Below are 19153 nucleotides of genomic sequence, written 5' to 3' on the forward strand. Positions count from 1 at the left end.
CATGCCGCCATCATGCCCCACCCCAGGGCCGCGCGAAGTCACAAGGCCGTCAGGCCGAGGTCAGGTGCCGCAGCCCGTGGGTCACGTCCGCCCGCACCGCCAGCCGCAGCGCCGGCTCGTCCCCCGCCCGCAGCGCCGCCAGGATCATCCGGTGGTGCCGCGGCGGCTCGTTGCGCTTGACCCGCCCATAGAGCGCCCGCATCGTCGGCCCCAGCTGCAGCCAGATCGTCTCCAGCATCGCCAGCATCGCGGGCGCCTGCGCCCGCAGGTAGAGCATCCGGTGAAAATCCAGGTTGCAGCGGATATAACCGACCGCGTCGTGACGCTCGACCGCGTCGGCGATCCGGCCGTTCATGGTCGCCAGCCGGTCGATCAGGGCGAAATGCGCGCGCGGCAGGGCACGGGCGGCCAGTTCGGGTTCGATCAGCGCACGCAGGGCGGCCAGTTCCTCGATCCGCTCGTCCGACAGGGCGGGGGTGGCGACGCGGCCGGATCCCGACAGGGTCAGCGCGCCTTCGGCCACAAGGCGGCGCACCGCCTCGCGGGCGGGCGTCATCGACAGGTGATGGTCGCGGGCGATCCCGCGCAGGGTCAGCGCCTTGCCGGGCGGCAGTTCGCCCAGCATGATCTGGCTGCGCAGGCTGCGATACAGACGCTCATGCGCGGTTGGGTCGGTGGATCGGGCGGCGCTCATGGGCCTCATGTGATCACAAATCTTGCGCCCGTCAATCGCGGAACTGCCACAGCATCAGATCGCCCCCATGGGCCTTCAGCCAGGCGCGCTGCGGTGCATGGCCGGGCATCAGCGCCTCGACCTGCGCCCAGAAGCGGGGCGAATGGTCCATATGCGCCAGATGCGCGACCTCGTGGGCGGCGACATAGTCCAGCACCGGCCCCGGCGCCATCGCCAGCCGCCACGAGAACATCAGCCGGCCGTCATGGGTGCAGCTGCCCCAGCGCGACCGCGTGTCCCGCAGCACAAGGGCGCGATAGGGGCGGCCCAGGGCGCCGCTGAAGCGGTCGCAGGCGGCGCGCAGCCGATCCGCCGCCAGATGCTTCAGCCATGCGGCCGCGACCGGGCCCGCGGAACGTCCCTGCGGGATCAGCAGCGCGTCGCCTTGCACCTGAGGCCTGCGCACCTCGGCCGGTGTCAGCCGCAGCAGCTGCCCTTCGACCGGCAGCAGGGCGCCCTGTACCGCGACCTGCCGTGCGGGCAGCCGGGCGACGGCCTGGTGCAGCCAGGCGCGGCGGGATTCGGCAAAGGCCCGCCCCTCCCGCTCGGAAACATGCGCCGGCAGGGTCAGCACCACGCCCGATCCATCGCGCGGCACCCGCAGCGTCATGCGCCGCGCGCGTGGCGAGCGTGTCAGCCTCACCGCCAGCCCGTCTTCGAGGATGATCCGCTGATCGACGCTTGCCATGCCCGCCCCGGCCTGCCAGATAAAGCCTTTGACACCCTCAGGCCGCTGTGGCAGGGGGTCGCCCGGTTTCCCTAATCGCGGCTGAAGGAGATTACCATGCCCAAAGAGGAATGGGGCACGAAGCGCCTGTGCCCGCATTGCGCGACGCGCTTTTATGACCTGAAGAACGACCCGATGACCTGCCCCGCCTGCGGCAACCAGTTCACGCGGGACAGCCTGACCGACGGTCGCGGCAAGACGCTTGTCACCGAAAAGACCGCCGTGCGGCCCGATGACGACGAACTGGTCGATGACGAAGAGGACATCGCCGACGAGGCCGGCGAACTGGACGACGACCTGCTGGAAGAGGACGATGACGACGGCGACGTGTCGCTGGACGACATCGCCGATGTCGCCGGCGACGAAGAAGAATAAGAGCAAGGGCCGCGTCGAAAGTCGCGGCCCTTTTCTTTCCGGCGCGCGCAGGGCTGGGCCGCGCCTCTCGCGGCCACTTTCTCCGCAATTTCAGCGCCTGCATCCCATGTCCGCCTGACTGCGAAAGAATCTGCGCCTGCCCGACGATTTTCCGCTTGCACCCCCACGCGGGCGCCCATATAGACCCCACACGCGGCGGCGCTGAGGCGCTTCGCAGACCTCCGGTGGGGCCATAGCTCAGTTGGTAGAGCGCTTGAATGGCATTCAAGAGGTCAGGGGTTCGACTCCCCTTGGCTCCACCAAAAACATCCCGGCTATGCCGGGCAAATCCTTTCCTCACGCAAAATTTGACCTTGCGCCGTCGAGAGACGCGATGGGTTGGCACATCTGGCGATGTAGGCAATCGCCTACCGCCGTGGGAAGATGCTCTCTTAGAGCCCACCCTTAATGTCGCCCATGCAAATACATGACAGCTGGCGCGATGGCGGAGGGGAAAAACTTCGGCCATCTGTTCTGAGCCAAGGCGGCAAGCTGGCTCCGAACTTTCAAATGACAAAGCATGATCTCGATGCGGAAGCGCTGCTTGCCGTAGCGGACGGCCTTGCCGCAGGATGTCCTGCCGGGAATGCTGACCTTGCAATCATCTGCATTGGATTTCCGCCTAACCAAGCAGTTGCTTCTGTCCTGTTCTGGAAAATGCGGGACGAGTTCAGGGGACAACCGCGCTGCAGGATCGGTTTTGCGACACCCCGTCAATTCTTCTGTATGAAGCCAAGGCTAGCGTGATCCGAGCGTCAGACATAGCCTGTCTCCGACACCGGGCGGTCATTCTGCAGACCAATCATCGAACATGAGGCCGCTGAACCGGGAAAGATCGAGGAAATCTCTCCCGCATTCCCCGGGTTAGGTATTCTGCATCGGCGGCGGCCCGTGTTCAGTGAGGAAAGCGCCCTATGCCAACCCCCTGTCTTCACAGCGGGCGATCCGGCCGGCACCGATGTTGCAGCAACGGAGGAGGAATATGGATGTCACCCGGTTCAGGGCGGCCATCGCGGGCATGTCAGAGGCTGACCTTTGCGAGGTTCTGAACGCATTTGGCCGCGCGCGTGATCATGCAGCGCAGTTGAAGATCAGCGCGCGCCTGCCGGAGTGCGCCGCCTTTGGAGCAATTGCGCGGGATCTCGATTATGGCTTAGGCATCATCCGCGCATCCGCACCCGAAGACCCCGCCCCCACGGAGAGGGATGCGGATGAACCGCCGGATGCCGCGTATGTCGCCTTCGCCACCCCTGCCGAACGAAAGACGACCAGCAGGCTCTGAACCCTGGTTGAAAAGCTGCGCAGGCGCCTCATGGTCAAGATGACCAGCCGCGACGCGCGACGAGCAGCACCATCATGACGGCGGCCTGCGGATGCGTGTGGCAGTGAACACAGTCGCTCGCAGCGCCACGTGGATCGGGAACGGCATCAACACGACGATCCGGGGCAGAGTCCCCGGGGCGCTGGAGGAGCCGAGGGCACCCCCGGGCCCCTCATGCCCTCGCCCACTCCCCCATCTCCGCGGCCAGAGTCTCCACGAGATCCCCGGCCGAAAGCGCGCGCGCCCGTGCGGCCTGCGCACCGGCCCACTGCGCGCCGTAAGCTGTGGCGCCCTTGGCCTTGGCGGCCGTGCTGAGCGCCTTGGCCAGATCATAGGCGCAGGGATAGGGGGGGATGTCAGCGGGTGGGACATCCTCGGCCCATTGGGTGAAAGCGTTGCTGAGGCAGCGGGCCTGGCGGCCAGAGATGGCCTGGGTCATGACCGTGTCGCCGCCCAGGGCAAGGCGGTCGCGATAGCCGGCATCCGCGGCGCTTTCCGGGCAGGCGACGAAGGCGGTGCCCAGTTGCGCCGCCGCGGCACCCCGCTCCAGCATGCGGCCGATGTCCCGCCCGTCCATGATCCCGCCGGCGGCGATGACCGGCAGGCTCACCTCGTTCAAGAGGGCGCGCAGCAGGTCGCCGGTCGAAAGCCGGGCGTCCGGCGCGGTGGGATCGAAGAGGCCACGATGCCCTCCGGCCTCCCATCCCTGCGCGATGACGGCATGACAACCGGCCGCCTCGATGGCGCGGGCCTCGGCCGGGGAGGTGGCGCTGCCGATCAGCACCAGCCCCGCCGCACGCAGCGCCGCAATCTGGTCAGGACGCGGAAGGCCCAGATGGAAGCTCACGACCGGCGGGCGCAGCTGGAGAACAAGTTCGAGGTAGGCTTCGGTGTCGCGAAAGCTGGTGTAGAGGTCCCGAAGCTCAACAGGCGGCTCCGCCTCGAACCGCGCAAAGAGCGGCGCCATCCGCTGGATCCAGGCCGCCTCCAGCGGCGGGTCGCGCTGTGGTCGCGCGTGGCAAAAAAAGTTCACGTTGAAGGGGGCGGATGTCCGCTGCTGGACCTCCACGATGGCCTGCCCTGCAGCCTCTGGGCTGGAGGCACAAAGGCCCAATGCGCCCAAGGCCCCCGCGTCCGAGACGGCCGCGGCCATGGCCGGCGTGGCCACCCCTGCCATCGGCGCCTGAAGGATCGGTAGCTGGACCTGAAGCAGGTCCAGAAGCTGGGTCGTGGCGGTCATCGGATGCTCCCCCCTGGTGCAGACTGGGCCAGGAGGCCGGCCAGATCAAGGCCGCAGGATGATCTTGCCGAGGGAGGGGGAAAGGCGCAACGCGGATCAGGGTGAAGCCTCGTGGTTCCTTTTGCGGCCGGCACGCGTTGCAGGTTGCAGGGGGAGCCAGGCGGGCGCGGCCTGTGCAAACACCAATGACGTGACATGAGGAGGAAAACAGATGCCGGACCCTGTCATCGTCATGGGCCGCACCGCATATGAAGCGGTCGGGGCTCGGGTTCACAGCCGCCGATGCTCCCCTTATCTTCGGCAGCCATGAGCCACCGATGTTATCTTACTCAGCATGACAAGGGCGGCCCACTGGAGGTTGTCCGGAAGAAGATCTTCTGAGGCCTTCCCTCCAAGATGGCTTTCATGAGGGCCCTGCCCTTCCCGACCTGGAAAAGGACGACGCGATGTTCAGCGAATGGAAACAGGAGAAAGCGACGGCAGCCCTTGTTGATGAGGCGCAGGCTCTCGCGGACAAGTTGGCCGCAGCGAAACGCCATTTCGTGGAGGGCCATGCCGCCGCGGCACGGTTCTGGGCTGCCTCCTATCTGGCGGACGGGCAGGACCTTCATCAGTTGATCGAATGGCCCACCGACGCCGTTGCCCGTTTCGCCGCGACCGCGCAGGCCAGGATCGCCACCCTGCGGAAGGCGCGCGAGTATGACAGCAGCGATGGCCTGGCGACCTGGCTTCATACCGCCCGTGCCGTGGCGGAGCCACGGGTCGCACCGGCGGTTCGCGAGATCTGGCAGCATCTGTTGGACGCAGGACCCAATGCAGATTCCATGGCCGAGGATCTGATCCAGGAGGCAGGCTTGCCGGCGGACAAGGGCCGTGGTGTCCCGAAGGGCTTTGCAAGCCAGGACTAGGTCTTTCCGCTGAGCCGACGGCGCTGTTTGACTGAGCTTGGCCCAGGAAAAGGTCGGCATGCGGAAAGGGCTGTTCGGCAGGAGCCAGGGCCTCACGGCGGGTCTGGATTGGACGCGCTTGAAACAGGGCGTCGGTCAGCGGCATTCGTCCAAGGCTACCTTGCTGCTACCGCTCAAGGGCGAGCTAGCCTGTCTGTTCCATACTGTGCAGCTTCCGCGTTGAAGCAGCCGGCGAGCCAAGGGGCACGCCAATGACATGGGAGGCCGAAGCAATGCCTTCTTCAGCCCGCGTTTACCCGTAACCCTGATCAAACGTGATGGGCGCTTTCACTTGACTGCCCGGAAGCGTCGCGTTTCTCTGCCCCACCGCGGCACAGGAGGCACAGGTGGAACAGAGACGGCTTGGCAACCGCAGCGTTGGCGCCCTTGGCTTTGGTGCGATGAGCTTTGGCGGGATGTTCGGCCCGACCGATGAGGCAACCTCGTTGGCCTGTCTGGATGCAGCACTGGACGCCGGCATCAGCCATTTCGACACAGCCAACATCTACGGCATGGGAGTTTCGGAGCAGGTCATCGGGCGGTGGGGGCACCCGGAGGTGCACCTCGCTACGAAATGCGGCATCGTGAACGGCCCGCCGCGGACGGTGCGCAATGATGAGCCGTACATCCGCCAGTGCCTGGAGGAGTCGCTTCGCAGGCTGAAACGGGAGCATGTGGACCTTTATTACATCCACCGCCGCCAGCCCGACCTGCCCATCGAAGATCTGGCCGGAACGATGGCCAGGCTGGTGCAGGAGGGCAAGATCGGCGGCTATGGCCTGTCCGAAGTCGCGCCATCGACCTTGCGCCGCGCCCATGCCGAACATCCGGTCACGGCGGTCCAGAACGAGTTTTCCCTCTGGACGCGGCTGCCTCAGCTTGGCCTGATCCAGACCTGCCGAGAGTTGGGCGTGGCCTTTGTCGCTTTTTCTCCCCTGGGCCGCGGGATGTTCGGGCGCGAACCCCTGACGCGGGACTTCCGTGCGGGCATCGACTTTCGCGACACCAACCCGCGCTTCGTCGAGCCGAACTTCTCAGCCAATCTTGCCGCCATTGCGCCTTTTCGCGATCTCTGCGCCGCCCGGGGCTGGACGGTCCCGGGGGCGGCGCTTGCATGGGTCCTCGCGCAGGGGGATCACATCATTCCGATCCCGGGCACGCGAACGGCGGATCACCTTCGCGACTGGCAGGTTGCGGATCTCGACGCCGCGGACCTGGCCGAGATCGAGCATCTTCTTCCGGCGGGGTTCGCCCATGGCAGTCGTTACGGTGACCACCAGATGGCCTTCGTCGAGAGCTATTGCTGACGGCTGGGGCGACCCTTTGCCACAACATCACCTTGTTCAGGATGCATAGCGGCAATCTTCAGGCCGGTGAAACTTGCTCTACTTGCCTTGCGGCAGGATCGTGCCAGGCAAGCGCGGCAACACCCGCCCCTGCCTGGCAGTTCCTTGTTCACTGCGGCAGTGGCAGCGGCTTCAGGCTGCGCAGATAGAGGATGATCGCATCAAGATCCTCCCTCGTCATGTTCGCGAGGTAGGCATAGGGCATCGGCGGCATCATCGGCGTTCCGTCTGGACGCAGGCCTTGCGTGATCATGACCTTCAGCTCCTCGTCCGTGTCATCCGCAATGCCGTCCTCGGGGTGCGGCGTCAGGTTGGCGGCCACCGACACGCCCCACGGACCCCGGAACTCGAAGCCGCCGGCTCCGGCGTGCGTGTCGAGCAGCGGTCCCTGCGGCCCATGCGGAGTATGGCATTCCATGCAATGGGCGACGGGGCCGGCAAGATAGGCGCCATATTCCACCGTCACCCCCTCCTCCGGATGCGGCACGCTTTCGACGGGCGGGCCATAGGCCGGCGGCAGGGGGATGTTGTAGACGCTTTCGGGCTGTTCGCCCTCCACCGCAGGAACGGTCCTCAGATAGGCGACGATGGACTGCAGGTCATCATCCGACAGCCCGCGATAGAGCGCGAAAGGCATCGGCGGCCCGATCAGGGTCCCGTCGGGACGCAGCCCCTCGCGAATCGCCCGTGCCAGTTCCTCGTCCGTCCAGTCTGCGACATGTCCGCCCGGCGTGATGTTCGGCGCATAGGCAATGAAGGCCGGGTTTTCATCCACCAGCCGTCCCCCAAGCGCCCGAGAGATGTCAGGCCCTGCCGCGCCAAGCGGAGTGTGACAGTTCCCGCACCCCGCAGGACCCGTGACAAGATATTCCCCCCGTGAGACCGACGGGGCAGCGTCGGCAGTGCCCGCACAAAGCAGGGGCAGGATCCCGACCCCTGCAAGAAGCAAAACTCGTGACATGTTCAACCCTCCCAAGACCGGCCCGACAGGGGCCGGACGGAACGATCTTAGCGCATGTCGGCAGTCGGACAGTCGCCATGGCGACTCTTCACGCGCGGCCTCAGGTGGTTCCTGCTTGACGCCTTCGCTGCCGATCTTCTCGCGGAGCCCACAGGTGATGCAAAAACCAGGTGACGAGCGCCGGGTGCGGGAGCCGAGCGTCGTTTGCTGGACCCGCAGGTTTCGGGCCACGGCCTAAGTCACTGACCCGACCTCGGCCGCTCTCTTCTGCCCGCGCCACAGGATGAAGAGGCCGGACAGCACGATCAGGCCCGAGCCGGCCAGCATGCCCATGGTCAGCGTCTCGCCGAACAGGGCAATGCCCAGGGCGATGCCGAACAGGAGCCGGGTGTAGCGGAACGGCGTGACCGCCGATACATCGCCGGAGCGCATCGCCTTCATCAGGCAGGAGTAGGCGCCGATGCCGATGACGATCACCGCCAGCAGCAGAACAGTGGCATGCGCGTCGGGAAGCCGAAACGCCTCTCCCTGCCAGAGAGAAAACAGCAGGCCCGCCACTGCCAGGGCCAGAAAGCCGTAGAGGCCGAGAATGGCGGTGCTCAGGCTCTTGGGGGCGGCACGGCTGGCGAGGTCACGACCTGCAAAGCCCAGCATGCCGACGACTGCCAGAAGCGACAGGGCCGAGAAGCCTTCGGTGCCGGGGCGGAGGATGATCAGCACCCCTACCAGCCCGAGGACAATGGCCGTCCACCGCCTCCAGCCGACCCGTTCGCCAAAGATCACGGCCGCCGAGGCCACCACAACCAAAGGGGTCGCCTGCAGGATCACCGTCGCGGTCGAAAGCGGGATCAGCGCCAGAGCCAGCACATAGAAGAGCCGCCCGGTGATCTCGAAAAACACGCGGATCCGCATCGCGGGCGAGACCACATCCCGTGTCATCAGGGCATCGCCCTGGCGGAACGCGATGGCCGCGAAGATCAGCGCGCCGCCCAGGCCAAAGAGGGTCAGGATCTGGCCGACCGGAAGAAGACCGGACATGGCTTTCACCAGCGCATCCTCCACGGCAAAGGCCGCCATGGCCACGATCATCCAGGCCGCGCCGACAATGTTCTGGTGATGGGCAGGGTCGGTCTTCAAGGCGGTGCTCCCTGTCACGCTGGACGCGTTTCTCCCCTGCGCTTATGGCACCCGGCAGGTTCGCGCAAACATCTTCGGGGATGACGAAGGTGCGCCACATGGGTGGGTTCAAGGAATGGGCTGAGAAGAGACTGCCGGTCGAAAACCAGACTGCCGCACAGGGGCCTGCGGAGCGTGCCGTTCAGCAGAGCTTGGAGACGAAAAGCTGAGGGAACGCCATTGCCATGGCCACACAAACAAAGGTCTCACCTCGGCCAGGACTTCGGTTAAGATGCAGCGAATTTCGTGGGGTGGATTTCAATGGCGTTGCTTGATCGGATTTTCGGACGCGGTCATGAACCGCAGCGGCGCGATCAGCAAGGGGCTGATGGTTTCGAACCCCTGCCCTCCCGAAGGGGGAATGCGGCTGCCCGACCGGACTTCGGCCATGCCGAACAGGTCCCTGAGGGGCGCTTTCGCTTCATCGCCCTGGATGTGGAAACGGCGTGCAGCGACGCCGCAAGCATCTGCCAGATCGGCCTGGCTTGCGTGCAACCGGACGACCAGATCCAGACATTCTCGATGCTGATCAATCCTCGCACCCGGTTCAATCCCTTCAACATCCGGCTTCACGGCATCGGTCCGGATCATGTCGCACAGGCACCCTGCTTTGCGGAGGCCATTGGAGTTCTTCTGCCCCTGCTGACGCGGCACAACCTTGTCCAGCACAGCAACTTCGACAAACGGGCGGTCCATGCTGCCTGCCTGTCATGCGGCATCGATGCTCCCGATCTGCGGTGGAGCGACAGCGTCATGATCGCAAGGCGGGCATGGCCGGAGCTGAAGGGCAATGGCGGGCACGGGCTGGCCAACCTCAGGAGGAGGCTGAACCTCCAATTCTACCACCATGACGCCGGCGAGGACGCCCGTGCAGCCGCGATGGTCGTCCAGCACGCCGAAAGCCGTCTTGGCCTTTCCTTCGAGGAGCTGATCAAACCTGTCGCCAAGAAGAGTGACCTTCCCGCGATCACCATGAAGGGAATCCCGACGGGGCCCTTGGCCGGTTCCACGCTGGTGTTCACAGGCGCGCTTGGCATGTCGCGAACCGAGGCGGCCGCACTGGCGGTCCGGGCCGGGATGTCGGTCAAGGCGGGCGTGACCAGGCAGACCACCCATCTGGTTGTCGGCGATCAGGATCTGACCGATCCTGCCGGACACGCTCAAAGCAGCAAGCACCGGAGGGCCGAAGACATGCAGGCTGCCGGTCACCCCATCCGGATCATCGGCGAAAGCGATTTTCGGAGGCTTGTCGCGGACTGCGGCACAGCCTGAGGCTCTGCATGGTTCAGGTGCGGGTGACGCATGCGGGGCGCGGGCGCGCAACGAAACCCGTGCGGACGGCGTTCAGCACCGTGCGCCACTGAAACACGCAGGAGGAAACATGGCTGGCCGGACAATCCAGGACTTGGCGAAGGCAATGGGCAAGATCGACTTTGCCATGCTGACCACCCGCACCGAGGGCGGGCAGTTGGCCACGCGCCCGATGAGCAACAACAGCGAGGTGGAGTGGGACGGCGACAGCTACTACTTTACCTATGAGGACACCCGCACCGTCAGCGACATCGAGCGGGACCGCCATGTCGCGCTGTCCTTTCAGGGTCGAGCCGGCATCCTGGGTGCGCCGCCGCTGTTCGTTGCCGTCGAGGGCGAGGCCAGCATCATCCGTGACAAGGCGGCCTTTGCCGATCACTGGTCCGCCGACATCGACCGGTGGTTTCCCGACGGGATCGACACGCCTGGCATGGCGTTGATCAAGGTTCACGCCGTTCGCGTTCATTACTGGGACGGCGAGGAAGAGGGCGAGGTCAACCCTTCGAACGCCTGAACTGGCATTTCGTGGCAATGATCGCTTTGCTGTTTGCCTCAATGCTTGGAGATGAGGCTTCAGCTTGGCTGAGAGGCAAGATGACCATCACGCAAGGGATGAACCGGCAGGGCGGAGAAAGGTTTTCCGGGCCGCTGCGAACGCTGCGCATTGGATGGCTGCGGTCATGGATCCCGGCACGAAGGCGCCCGAGTTCAACAGCATTGGCTTCGAAAATCTGGAGCTGCAGGAAGCCGTGTCGGCGCCCCAAGCCGCATTTGGTTTCCAAGCACGACCTGCGTCAGCCTCAATGAAAAGGCCGCCCGTGGCGCCTCCTGTGCGTGGGCTTGCGGCGGCGATTTGGTCAGCATCAGAGTGTCGGCGTCTCCGCGGGCCAGTTTTCCGACACAGAATGCAAACTTTGGCGTCGGGGGGGTGCAGCCGTTGAAACGTGACGTGGTCGCAACCGGTTGCGGCACCATAATCATCACCTTTCCGGGCTGAGCAAGCACCGACCTTCGATGACCATCAGGAGCTGCCCCATGCAACCGTTCCGCCCGCCCTTACCCAGGAAGCGCATCGGCGTCATCTCCGACACCCACGGTCTGCTCCGCCCCGAGGCACTGGAGGCTCTGGAAGGGGTCGACCGCATCCTGCACGCGGGCGACATCGGCGATCCTGACCATCTTGAGGTCTTGGCGCGCATCGCCCCGGTGACGGCAATCCGCGGCAACATCGACCGGGGCCACTGGGCCCAAGCCCTGCCCGAGACGGTGAGCCTTACGACCAGGGGCCTGCAGATTCACATGATCCATGACCGCAAGGCGTTGCGGGCCGATCCGGAAACCGAGGGGTGGGACGTCGTGATCTCGGGCCACTCCCACAAACCTGGCATCGAGGAGACCGGCGCCACCCTGTGGCTGAACCCGGGCGCCGCCGGCCCACGCCGTTTCCGCCTGCCAATCACGCTGGCCTTCCTCTGGAAGGAGGCCGGCCACCCCCGCGCGATGATCCACCCCTTGCCCATCTGACCCGCTTCCGCGCGGACTTGGGCAGTCGAAGCGCAATTCTACCCAACTGGCTATTGTCAGAGGCAAGATCCTCATGAGCTTGCGACGGATCGATGCCGCTCCGCAGCACCAAGCCACGGCTCGATAACCGAAGTGGGTTTTTCACGTCATATCATGCCTTCTAGTGGCCATGCCGTCAGCCCCCGCGTCCATCCCAGCGGCGCGGTCCGAACCGGCAGTCGCACCACGTCGGGCGCTGCACGGCGGATTTTCCGGGCCGAACGTAGGTACCCGGCGCAGCAATGTCGCCCTCGCGATGTCCACAATGCGAGACCTTTCGGACATTGACCAGCGGCAGGCCCGAGGCGAATGTCTTGGGCAGCAGCCGATTTCTTTCTCGGTCTCACCATGCCTGCAGCTTTCCGCTACCTGACCCACCCGCAGGTGCTCATCGAGCCGTTGAAGGATGTCCAGAAATGGTCGCTAAACCAAATTGAAGGCGGCCGCGTCTCTGCCTTGGCCGCCCGGCTTGAATTATTTGAGGGAAGACGCAGGATCGTCAGCAGCGATAAGACCAAGACATTTGAGACTGCCTTGCCTCTGGCCTTGTGAGTGGAGCTTGAGGCCCGACCCTGGATGCACGAGAACGATCGCAGGGCCACAGGCTTCCCGCCTCCGCACGAATTCGAGGCGGTTGCGGACCGGTTCTTTGATGGCCGGCAGCCAGAGCTCTGAGCGTAGATCAGCTTTGCCCGCTCATGCATCGCGGCCCCGGCAGACCGGGCCGAAAGTGGCCCGTACTGGCAATCGAGTAGAAGGCGTCACCGCTGTGCAACCAAGCGAACCGGACTGCATCAGTGCACCGTCATCCAGATGTTAAATGAAATCCACAGGCGTCGGCCTCAGGCAGCACCTGCCTAGAGGGAAGGGCCGTTCCGCCCGTCTTTGCGAAGATTGCGATGATCTCGTCAAGGCCGAACAGGCCCATTGCCAGCGCGACCAGGTTGATGCATCTCCAGGATAGCGGCAGCAATAAGACAGATCCAAGCCATGCTTGATCTCCCTGCGCCGGGCGGTCCCGCGTAATGACCATGATGGTGAGGCCGTCCCGTCCTCATCTGTGAAACTAGGGCCTCACGAAGGGAGTGGCAACCTGACGCTTGAAACGATCGTCTGTCAAGGAATCCTCAAGCGGTCCTCCGGCAGCACGATGGGGCAAGCACCCGGCCATCTTTGGCCTCCAACGTCGTAAAGGCTCCTGTCCTCGTGCCGGGAAAGATCGACCACGGCACGGGCCGCGTGGAGCCGAAGCAGGTGCAGCACCAAGCGCGCGGCGATATTCCCTGCCGACAGGTCTAGGGCGGGCGACTTGGCCCTGATGAACAGGTGCTTTTGCATGGTCAGTCCTCGCATGAACCGACCGCTCATCCGCGGCCGGATGCGGCTGGCCCGGAGGCGTAGACGCTGGTTTCAGGAAGGACCCGGGTCAGGAGGAAGTGTTGAGATCCGACGGCCACGCCGTCAAGCCAGCGGCCCGCAGCAGCGACACAGCTGGCACTGCGAGACCTGCCCGGCATCAACATTAACAAGCCGCTAAAAAGGCTATCTTAGTCACAAGGAACGCCAACCAGTGGCAACGTTATGGTTGTCGAAATGGCAGAAAACCCCACAAAATGGCAGTTTATGGGGGCCTCTTCACCCTACTGTAGATCCCAACATAGAACTGCCATCAACATCCAGCAAATACAGTATCTCTATTCGTCGTGCGACGGGCGAAACTGCCATTAAACACGCATAAAGCTGCTATCGAAATTCCAAAGAAAGTGGCCGCAAAATGCGGCCATCTAGGATATGCGGCGATGCTAAGGCTGGATTAGGATGCCAAGCGCCGAACGTCATCAAGATCGATTCGTAATGCGCTGAACCCTGTTCCCCGGCCACGCGCCCGATCTTCTGCGTTTCGCGTTCAAAGACCAGCCGAAGGAGATCCCGCATCGAGACGCGCGCCCGCTTTGTGCACTGCGTCAGCGTGATCCACCCCGGCGGAATCTGCGGCATCTCGGGCGCCAGATCATGGAGCCGATTCATTACACGCTCGACCTCAAGCGCATCGAAGCCGGATTTGTCCCTCTTGTTTTCTCCCTGGCTCCGGAACAGCGGCGCAAGAAGGCCAAGATCGATAAGGCAGCTGGCAATCGGACGGGTAGCCTTCAGCAGCGCGGGCAGCTGCACGAACTGAACCGATCGCTGAAGTGCTGCCGCCGCGTCTCGCCCTTTCTTGATGTCAACGAGCAGGATCGAGTTGGGCTTCTCTGAATGGTCCGGTGCAACCAGGTGTCTTTCGACAAGGACCTTGCGCAGGGTCTGGCGGTGCAGGCCTGTCTCCAGTGCGAGCGACTGCACCGAATACATCCGACGCCTTTCGACAGGCTCACCCAGCAGGTTCCGCCCGACACAGACGTCCATGTGGCGGAGGATGTATTCACGCAGCAGCTGCTTGATCGGTCCGTGATCGGGGCGATCGCCCGGCTCCAGAAGCCAGCGATACAGGTGACCGAACACGGTGAAGTAGTTCTGGCCACCCTGCCCTCGCACAAAGGCCGAGGCCTGCAAAACATCGAAGGCGGCATGCAATCCCTCCTCACCTGCTGCCGCCCACTCCCACCCCGTCCGGCCGGCAAAGTCCCAGCCGTCGCGGTCGACGGAGCCGAGGTTGATGGTAGTGCCGAAGGCCAATACAACCCCCAGCATCTGGGTGACCTTGACCGCCTGTTCCAATGTCTGGCTGTCGAGCCAGTTAGGACCATTTCGGCCGTCAAGGCGATCAAGGACATAGGACTGCAAGGGAAACGGGTCCCGGCGCAGGGTCCCATCGGCCAACGCGGAAAGCGCATCGTCCCGCTCCGGAACATGAGCGATGAGCTTGTGCTGCATGTTGTCGCGATGATCGCGGGCGCGATAGATCAGGGCCAGGTGATGCTTTGGACAAGTTGTTACGACCCGCAGGGTCCAAGCCAGACGATCGCGTCGCCCAGCCCCTGGATTGCCCCACGCGAGATCGTCCTCAAGCAGGCAGAGGGGACAGAAACGCGTTTCCTCGCGCACCATCATCGAGGCAGGAATCAGTTCGTCGCGGAGCGTGAAATTCAGGTTCCCCTGCGACGAAGCGGTGTTGCGCCCGACTGGAATGGCATCCTGACCTGCAACCTGGCACAGGCGGTCGATGGCGCTCCGGCGGCCATGAAGCAGATCCGAAGGTGTGATGCCCTGGTCTGACAGAAATGACCTGAGGGTGGGGCAACCATGCAAAACGGACAGACGAGCAGCCCAGGATGCGGGCGTTTTGTCACCCGGAAAGGCGAGGTGCGGGAAGAGCTGGCCCATGATCACCTCCTCCGCCCGCGTCGCCTGACTGACAGCTCATCGTCGTCGCGATCAGGGTCGATAGTGCGCCAGTCATTGGTCAGAAAGACGTTGCGCCCTGGCTCACACCCTTCCAGCATCGCCCAAGCGCGAGCGAAGTGGTCGTTCGTCAGGCAGTCAGCGCCGCTCTCCAGCGCCGCCTCGATGGCGTTCAACGTAGTTTCGATGCTGCGACCGAACCGGAAGCGCGACGCGTGGAACAGCCTGGCAACGAGGTCCTCAGAGAGGTCCAACTCCAGCTCCGCCTTTCTACAGTAAGCATCGATCAGCTCGTCGAAATCCTCCCCGCCGGTCGCTGCGCAGACGGGTCGCAACTGCATGGTGGAAAATCGCCGCTGGACCTGCGGATCGCTGCGGATGATCTCGTGCAGGCGCTCGGTGCCCGACAGGATCACGATGACAGCCTCGTCGCCCTGCATCAGCGATTTCAGGGCTCGCAGGATCATGGCGCTGTCCTTGCAGAAGAGGTCGTGGGCTTCGTCGATCCAAAGCACGGAGATGCCCAGCATCTTCAGTCGCGTTCTGATCTGATCCCAGACACTCCAGGCCTCCCGCCGTTCCGACAGGTTCGGGTTAGCCGCTGCGACGCAGAATTTCGAACCCCATGCTCTTGAATGTTGCCGGGCTAGGAACACTCACCCCCAACCACGCAAGTTGGCCGTGTGCGCCTGCTTGAAGGGCTGGGTGTTTGGCGAGCGCGTGCGCCACGGTTGTAGACTTGCCGCCACCGGGTCCGTCCACCACAAGGATCCCGCGTGTTTCGGCGGTCGCCGAGAACCTGATCGCTTCCGACGTCAGATTGCCGGCGTCATCGCGGCGCAACAGGCGGTCCAAATGCGCTCGGAACTCCTCATCACGAGGCACCTTTACGTGGAGAGCGCGCAACTCTTCCATGATCCGCGCATTCTCGGCGTAGCCGGCCCCGCTCAATTCGCGAACCTGTCGTCGCCGTTGCCCTTGCTGCGGCGGCACTTGGTAGCGCTCGGTGATGTGCTCGAGGCAGCGGCCTCATGATCTGGCACGACGGAACGGCCGATCCCACCTGTATGCGCAGCATTCTGCGGCGCCGGCCCGGCCTCGAAGCCGATCGTCAGCTTCTGCTCCTCCATCCGCAGGCGCTCTCCCGACCAGTCTTCGACAAGCAGCCCCATGGCCGCCTGCGCATCCTCGGAACGCTCCCTGATGTCGCGCAGAGCAGCCAGGACGACCTTCTCGTCGTGGCGCTTCCGGTCGGGATCGGCAGCGCGAACCTGGCGGACTGCAGACATCCAGAGCTGTGCGCTCAAGCCGTGCGCCTGATCCATGACGGCAGGAACACTGATCCAGTCCTTGCCGATGCGAACCTCGATCGTGCCGATGTCGCTCGGCAGCCAACGCACCTCGACGTCTTGATCGCCTCGGTGCCTGTGGTGAGCAGCAAGGCTCTCCGAGTGATAACGCATGCCCAGAACGAGGATCCCGGTCTTGTCCAGCTTGCGGGCGAGCTTCGTCCCGAAAATCTGGCGACATGTGCCGGTATCCGGGGGCGGGGTAACGCTGAACTCCTTCGTCAGGCGCTCCCAACACTGCAACGGCGTTTCGTCATCGAGACCGGAATGCGGGGTGTTGTGATAGACATCGACCACCCACCGAACCAGCACGAATGCCAGGTCATTCTCTGTCAGACAAGCGCGATCGGCAGGATTGGCATCGCCCGTCTCGATGATGCTGGAGAAGGTGCGTCCTGGCAATTCGGGCAGCAGGTTCATCCCGATCGTCCGGAAGAAGCGCTCGATGCGAGCACGTAATTCGGGCAGACCAGCAACCGTGCGCAAGGCCGAGATGCCAAGGTCGAAGCAGACAGTCTGGAACTCTTGCGATCGGAAAGCAGACCCGCAATCCGTGACGATCTCATCAGGCACACCGTGCATGTGCCACGCGTCATGCGCCCTGACGGCTGTAGAGAGTGAGCCCTTGTCCGACAGCACCATCTTGATTGCCTGAATGGCAGCGCTAGATTTGGCCGAGGGCGTTATAATCATGGCCAAGATGCATCTTGTCGTTGCGCAGATTGCGACCGTCAGCTTCCAACGCACCGTTTTTTTCCCGGCAAATTTGAAGGCATGCCGCTCCTCATCGCTCAGATGCTCCGGCAACCCAGCATCGGCCAGCAGCGCGAGAATATCGACATCCCATTCATCGATCTCGACGCGCTGCAGCGGGCGCGTCACCTGCAGCCCTTTTCCGACCGGTGCGAACTTCTTGCGTGCGGCAGCGGTGCCTTCCCTGCGACACATGACCTCATAAGGGTCCAGGCCGTTGATAGCACGGCGGACTGCTTCAGCGCTTGGGGAGCAGATCAGAGGCAAGCCCTCGGCCTCACGTCCCGCATTCCGCTCTTCGAAGCGCAGGCGAATGAGCTGGAGGATTGAGAGCATGGTCGGTTTATCAGGATGCATATATTCACGCACCAGCTCCATCATCCAAGCCCGGCCCGTCAGGCAAAGCCTGTAGCTTCGATTTCCCCGTAGGTGCGCACGACCCACGAGACCCGCGAGTCCATCGGCCTCGAAGCACTTCAGCCACGCACGGATCGAGCGAGGACTGGGAGGTTTTCGGAACTCGAAACCGGCAGACGCATGCGACGCGTTCAGTCCACGCAGGAACTGAGCATGCTCCATGGCTTTCAACGTCAGCTCGCCCATGTTCGCGCGGATCGACTCGTCGGTTCGCTTGACCTTCTTCTCGCGTTCCTGCTCCTGAAAAGCCTCGACCCAGATTTTGCGGGCGAACAGCCTATCTTGCTGCCGTGGACTTAGCAGCGAGATCAACTGCTCTGCATCCACCAAACGGCGCTTGGCCGCCTTTTCGGTGAAGTGATCGCGCTCGAGCTTGATCCGCCCGGTCGACCCGAGACGGCTGAGCTCTACATGAGAGAACTGGTTGCAGATCCCGGTTTCGTCACAGCGCCTCATGACGTATCCGATTTCGTTGCTGCTGACCGGGCGCCAGTCGACCCCCTCGATCCAGACGCAGTCAAAGGAACGGAACTTATAGCGGTGGCCGCTCGTGTCGAACTGGAGGTTCATGCTGCTACTCCCGTGCGGAAAACTTCGGTGCTGTGGGTGATAAGCTCATGGCGTGTGAGCCGGAGGCAGCCTTGGCCGATATTCCGGATCAGGGCGCGATAGCCGCGCGCCCCTTGCCCAATCCGGGATGTCAGCTCGGCGAGCGTGACGACGCCGGTCATCTGGAAGATAGCCTCGGCAGCTGCGTTATCCGCCTCGGGGTCTGGTTTGCGCATGCTGTAGGTCAACTTGGCGTTTGACAGTTCGACCTGATCCAGGTTGGTGTCCATCAGCAGACGGACGTCGTCCGCAAATCCAGTGTCGATTGCCTGCCGTGCGATGGCGGCGATCTCGGCCTCGAATTTTGCCGTGACCCGCGCCTCCGGCTTGACGGAATAGGCGATGTGCAAGCCATCGAGCTGCTCGACGCAAAAGTCGAAGTAGTGGGCCAGCCATTTTCCGGACGTTGCTTGCCATCTGAACGAGACCTGCTCGCACAGCGTCCTCGTCATGGGGTGCGTATTGAGGCAGTATGCCCAGCTTTGCTCCAGGTGACTCTCGATGTTGAGCACCCGTCCTGGCCAGGGGCCGACCATGATATGGCCGGTGCAATGGCCCTTCGAAGCGGTTGCGGGGCGGCGGTCACCGACACTCGGCTCGTGGAGGATGGCGAAGCCATCTTTGTCTTCTAGCATTTCCGTCTCTCGACATGGGGTGTCCGCCCTCGCCCGGAACTGGGCGAGGAGAATGGCGGGGCCATCGACGCAGGACAGGCAGGAGCAGCCCGCAAAAGCGGGTCGTCTTGCAGCTGCGCGCATGGTCATGGATTTCGAGAGGACAAGCCGATCGCTTGCATTTCCGATTTGGAAATGCTAAGCAAAAGCCATTGACACGGCGGATTTCGGTCTGCCTCTAGCGACGCTCGATCTGTTGGCGCAGGTCGGGCGTCCTTGTTTTCAGGTCTTCATGATTAGTCTTCCCTCACTGCTGTAATTTCAAATCGG

19 protein-coding genes and 1 tRNA gene are annotated in these 19153 nt (G+C 63.6%); 9 read left to right on the top strand and 11 right to left on the bottom strand.

Annotated elements, in window-relative coordinates; genetic code table 11:
* Window positions 1-49: 49 nt before the first annotated feature.
* Both ACNR9W_RS12705 and ACNR9W_RS12710 read right to left on the bottom strand, forming a co-directional pair.
* A complete protein-coding gene (locus ACNR9W_RS12705; RefSeq protein ID WP_419269041.1) occupies window positions 50-694 on the bottom strand; it encodes a GntR family transcriptional regulator in 645 nt (214 codons plus the stop codon).
* Between the two features lie 31 nt (window positions 695-725).
* On the bottom strand, window positions 726-1421 hold the full coding sequence (locus tag ACNR9W_RS12710) for a M48 family metallopeptidase (protein ID WP_419269042.1): 696 nt from the start codon (window positions 1419-1421) through the stop codon (window positions 726-728).
* A gap of 96 nt (window positions 1422-1517) precedes the next feature.
* Between ACNR9W_RS12710 and ACNR9W_RS12715 the strand changes: the two genes are divergently transcribed.
* The 3 genes from ACNR9W_RS12715 to ACNR9W_RS12725 all read left to right on the top strand — a co-directional run bounded on the left by ACNR9W_RS12715 (window position 1518) and on the right by ACNR9W_RS12725 (window position 3156).
* Window positions 1518-1835, top strand: coding sequence for a TIGR02300 family protein (locus ACNR9W_RS12715; RefSeq protein ID WP_111300819.1), 318 nt, complete (start codon window positions 1518-1520; stop codon window positions 1833-1835).
* Window positions 1836-2061: 226 nt separating this feature from the next.
* A tRNA-Ala gene (locus ACNR9W_RS12720) sits at window positions 2062-2137 on the top strand.
* A 719-nt stretch (window positions 2138-2856) separates the two neighbouring features.
* Window positions 2857-3156, top strand: a complete 300-nt coding sequence (locus ACNR9W_RS12725; RefSeq protein ID WP_419269044.1) for a hypothetical protein — start codon at window positions 2857-2859, stop codon at window positions 3154-3156.
* 211 nt (window positions 3157-3367) lie between these two features.
* On the opposite strand, the gene ACNR9W_RS12730 is transcribed toward ACNR9W_RS12725, so the two are convergent.
* The gene (locus ACNR9W_RS12730; RefSeq protein ID WP_419269045.1) at window positions 3368-4435 is read right to left on the bottom strand and encodes an NAD(P)H-dependent flavin oxidoreductase; all 1068 of its coding nucleotides are present in this window, start codon (window positions 4433-4435) and stop codon (window positions 3368-3370) included.
* A gap of 446 nt (window positions 4436-4881) precedes the next feature.
* On the opposite strand from ACNR9W_RS12730, the gene ACNR9W_RS12735 reads away from it, so the two are divergent.
* Entirely contained in the window at window positions 4882-5343 is a 462-nt protein-coding gene (locus ACNR9W_RS12735) for a hypothetical protein (RefSeq protein WP_419269046.1), read from the top strand.
* A 386-nt stretch (window positions 5344-5729) separates the two neighbouring features.
* Entirely contained in the window at window positions 5730-6689 is a 960-nt protein-coding gene (locus tag ACNR9W_RS12740; protein ID WP_419269047.1) for an aldo/keto reductase, read from the top strand.
* Between the two features lie 148 nt (window positions 6690-6837).
* Here ACNR9W_RS12740 and ACNR9W_RS12745 read toward each other — a convergent pair whose 3' ends face one another.
* Together ACNR9W_RS12745 and ACNR9W_RS12750 are read right to left on the bottom strand one after the other, a co-directional pair.
* Window positions 6838-7689 carry a c-type cytochrome gene (locus tag ACNR9W_RS12745; RefSeq protein WP_419269049.1) on the bottom strand — a complete coding sequence of 284 codons (852 nt, stop codon included), beginning with the start codon at window positions 7687-7689 and terminating at the stop codon, window positions 6838-6840.
* A 234-nt stretch (window positions 7690-7923) separates the two neighbouring features.
* On the bottom strand, window positions 7924-8778 hold the full coding sequence (locus ACNR9W_RS12750) for a DMT family transporter (RefSeq protein ID WP_419269112.1): 855 nt from the start codon (window positions 8776-8778) through the stop codon (window positions 7924-7926).
* Between the two features lie 348 nt (window positions 8779-9126).
* On the opposite strand from ACNR9W_RS12750, the gene ACNR9W_RS12755 reads away from it, so the two are divergent.
* The 4 genes from ACNR9W_RS12755 (at window position 9127) to ACNR9W_RS12770 (ending at window position 12291) form a co-directional block, all read left to right on the top strand.
* On the top strand, window positions 9127-10137 hold the full coding sequence (locus ACNR9W_RS12755) for an exonuclease domain-containing protein (RefSeq protein WP_419269050.1): 1011 nt from the start codon (window positions 9127-9129) through the stop codon (window positions 10135-10137).
* Between the two features lie 109 nt (window positions 10138-10246).
* Window positions 10247-10690 (top strand): pyridoxamine 5'-phosphate oxidase family protein, encoded by a 444-nt coding sequence (locus ACNR9W_RS12760; protein WP_419269051.1) that lies wholly within the window; start codon window positions 10247-10249, stop codon window positions 10688-10690.
* 521 nt (window positions 10691-11211) lie between these two features.
* Window positions 11212-11700, top strand: coding sequence for a metallophosphoesterase family protein (locus tag ACNR9W_RS12765; RefSeq protein ID WP_419269052.1), 489 nt, complete (start codon window positions 11212-11214; stop codon window positions 11698-11700).
* Window positions 11701-12048: 348 nt separating this feature from the next.
* Window positions 12049-12291, top strand: coding sequence for a hypothetical protein (locus tag ACNR9W_RS12770; RefSeq protein WP_419269053.1), 243 nt, complete (start codon window positions 12049-12051; stop codon window positions 12289-12291).
* A gap of 564 nt (window positions 12292-12855) precedes the next feature.
* Here the strand turns inward: ACNR9W_RS12770 and ACNR9W_RS12775 are convergent.
* The 6 genes from ACNR9W_RS12775 to ACNR9W_RS12800 form a co-directional block, all read right to left on the bottom strand.
* Window positions 12856-13077: a hypothetical protein gene (locus ACNR9W_RS12775; RefSeq protein ID WP_419269054.1), complete on the bottom strand. Its 222-nt coding sequence runs from the start codon at window positions 13075-13077 to the stop codon at window positions 12856-12858.
* A 405-nt stretch (window positions 13078-13482) separates the two neighbouring features.
* Complete coding sequence (locus tag ACNR9W_RS12780; RefSeq protein ID WP_419269055.1) at window positions 13483-15063, bottom strand: TniQ family protein; 1581 nt, start codon at window positions 15061-15063, stop codon at window positions 13483-13485.
* A gap of 2 nt (window positions 15064-15065) precedes the next feature.
* Window positions 15066-15611, bottom strand: coding sequence for a TniB family NTP-binding protein (locus ACNR9W_RS12785; protein ID WP_419269056.1), 546 nt, complete (start codon window positions 15609-15611; stop codon window positions 15066-15068).
* A gap of 64 nt (window positions 15612-15675) precedes the next feature.
* Window positions 15676-15996, bottom strand: a complete 321-nt coding sequence (locus tag ACNR9W_RS12790) for a hypothetical protein (protein WP_419269057.1) — start codon at window positions 15994-15996, stop codon at window positions 15676-15678.
* A 32-nt stretch (window positions 15997-16028) separates the two neighbouring features.
* Window positions 16029-18170 carry a Mu transposase C-terminal domain-containing protein gene (locus tag ACNR9W_RS12795; RefSeq protein ID WP_419269058.1) on the bottom strand — a complete coding sequence of 714 codons (2142 nt, stop codon included), beginning with the start codon at window positions 18168-18170 and terminating at the stop codon, window positions 16029-16031.
* Entirely contained in the window at window positions 18167-18973 is an 807-nt protein-coding gene (locus ACNR9W_RS12800) for a hypothetical protein (protein WP_419269059.1), read from the bottom strand. The genes ACNR9W_RS12795 and ACNR9W_RS12800 overlap by 4 nt, the downstream gene beginning before the upstream one ends.
* Window positions 18974-19153: the final 180 nt, after the last annotated feature.

This window comes from Paracoccus sp. T5 (assembly GCF_048538155.2).
Classification (GTDB): Bacteria; Pseudomonadota; Alphaproteobacteria; order Rhodobacterales; family Rhodobacteraceae; genus Paracoccus.

What these genes read in the sequence shown, in the direction of transcription:
- ACNR9W_RS12705 (WP_419269041.1), bottom strand. Translation starts at nt 694, where the DNA reads ATGAGCGCCGCCCGATCCACCGACCCAACCGCGCATGAGCGTCTGTAT.
- ACNR9W_RS12710 (WP_419269042.1), bottom strand. Translation starts at nt 1,421, where the DNA reads ATGGCAAGCGTCGATCAGCGGATCATCCTCGAAGACGGGCTGGCGGTG.
- ACNR9W_RS12715 (WP_111300819.1), top strand. Translation starts at nt 1,518, where the DNA reads ATGCCCAAAGAGGAATGGGGCACGAAGCGCCTGTGCCCGCATTGCGCG.
- ACNR9W_RS12725 (WP_419269044.1), top strand. Translation starts at nt 2,857, where the DNA reads ATGGATGTCACCCGGTTCAGGGCGGCCATCGCGGGCATGTCAGAGGCT.
- ACNR9W_RS12730 (WP_419269045.1), bottom strand. Translation starts at nt 4,435, where the DNA reads ATGACCGCCACGACCCAGCTTCTGGACCTGCTTCAGGTCCAGCTACCG.
- ACNR9W_RS12735 (WP_419269046.1), top strand. Translation starts at nt 4,882, where the DNA reads ATGTTCAGCGAATGGAAACAGGAGAAAGCGACGGCAGCCCTTGTTGAT.
- ACNR9W_RS12745 (WP_419269049.1), bottom strand. Translation starts at nt 7,689, where the DNA reads ATGTCACGAGTTTTGCTTCTTGCAGGGGTCGGGATCCTGCCCCTGCTT.
- ACNR9W_RS12750 (WP_419269112.1), bottom strand. Translation starts at nt 8,778, where the DNA reads ATGATCGTGGCCATGGCGGCCTTTGCCGTGGAGGATGCGCTGGTGAAA.
- ACNR9W_RS12755 (WP_419269050.1), top strand. Translation starts at nt 9,127, where the DNA reads ATGGCGTTGCTTGATCGGATTTTCGGACGCGGTCATGAACCGCAGCGG.
- ACNR9W_RS12760 (WP_419269051.1), top strand. Translation starts at nt 10,247, where the DNA reads ATGGCTGGCCGGACAATCCAGGACTTGGCGAAGGCAATGGGCAAGATC.
- ACNR9W_RS12765 (WP_419269052.1), top strand. Translation starts at nt 11,212, where the DNA reads ATGCAACCGTTCCGCCCGCCCTTACCCAGGAAGCGCATCGGCGTCATC.
- ACNR9W_RS12770 (WP_419269053.1), top strand. Translation starts at nt 12,049, where the DNA reads ATGTCTTGGGCAGCAGCCGATTTCTTTCTCGGTCTCACCATGCCTGCA.
- ACNR9W_RS12775 (WP_419269054.1), bottom strand. Translation starts at nt 13,077, where the DNA reads ATGCAAAAGCACCTGTTCATCAGGGCCAAGTCGCCCGCCCTAGACCTG.
- ACNR9W_RS12780 (WP_419269055.1), bottom strand. Translation starts at nt 15,063, where the DNA reads ATGGGCCAGCTCTTCCCGCACCTCGCCTTTCCGGGTGACAAAACGCCC.
- ACNR9W_RS12785 (WP_419269056.1), bottom strand. Translation starts at nt 15,611, where the DNA reads ATGCTGGGCATCTCCGTGCTTTGGATCGACGAAGCCCACGACCTCTTC.
- ACNR9W_RS12790 (WP_419269057.1), bottom strand. Translation starts at nt 15,996, where the DNA reads ATGGAAGAGTTGCGCGCTCTCCACGTAAAGGTGCCTCGTGATGAGGAG.
- ACNR9W_RS12795 (WP_419269058.1), bottom strand. Translation starts at nt 18,170, where the DNA reads ATGAACCTCCAGTTCGACACGAGCGGCCACCGCTATAAGTTCCGTTCC.
- ACNR9W_RS12800 (WP_419269059.1), bottom strand. Translation starts at nt 18,973, where the DNA reads ATGACCATGCGCGCAGCTGCAAGACGACCCGCTTTTGCGGGCTGCTCC.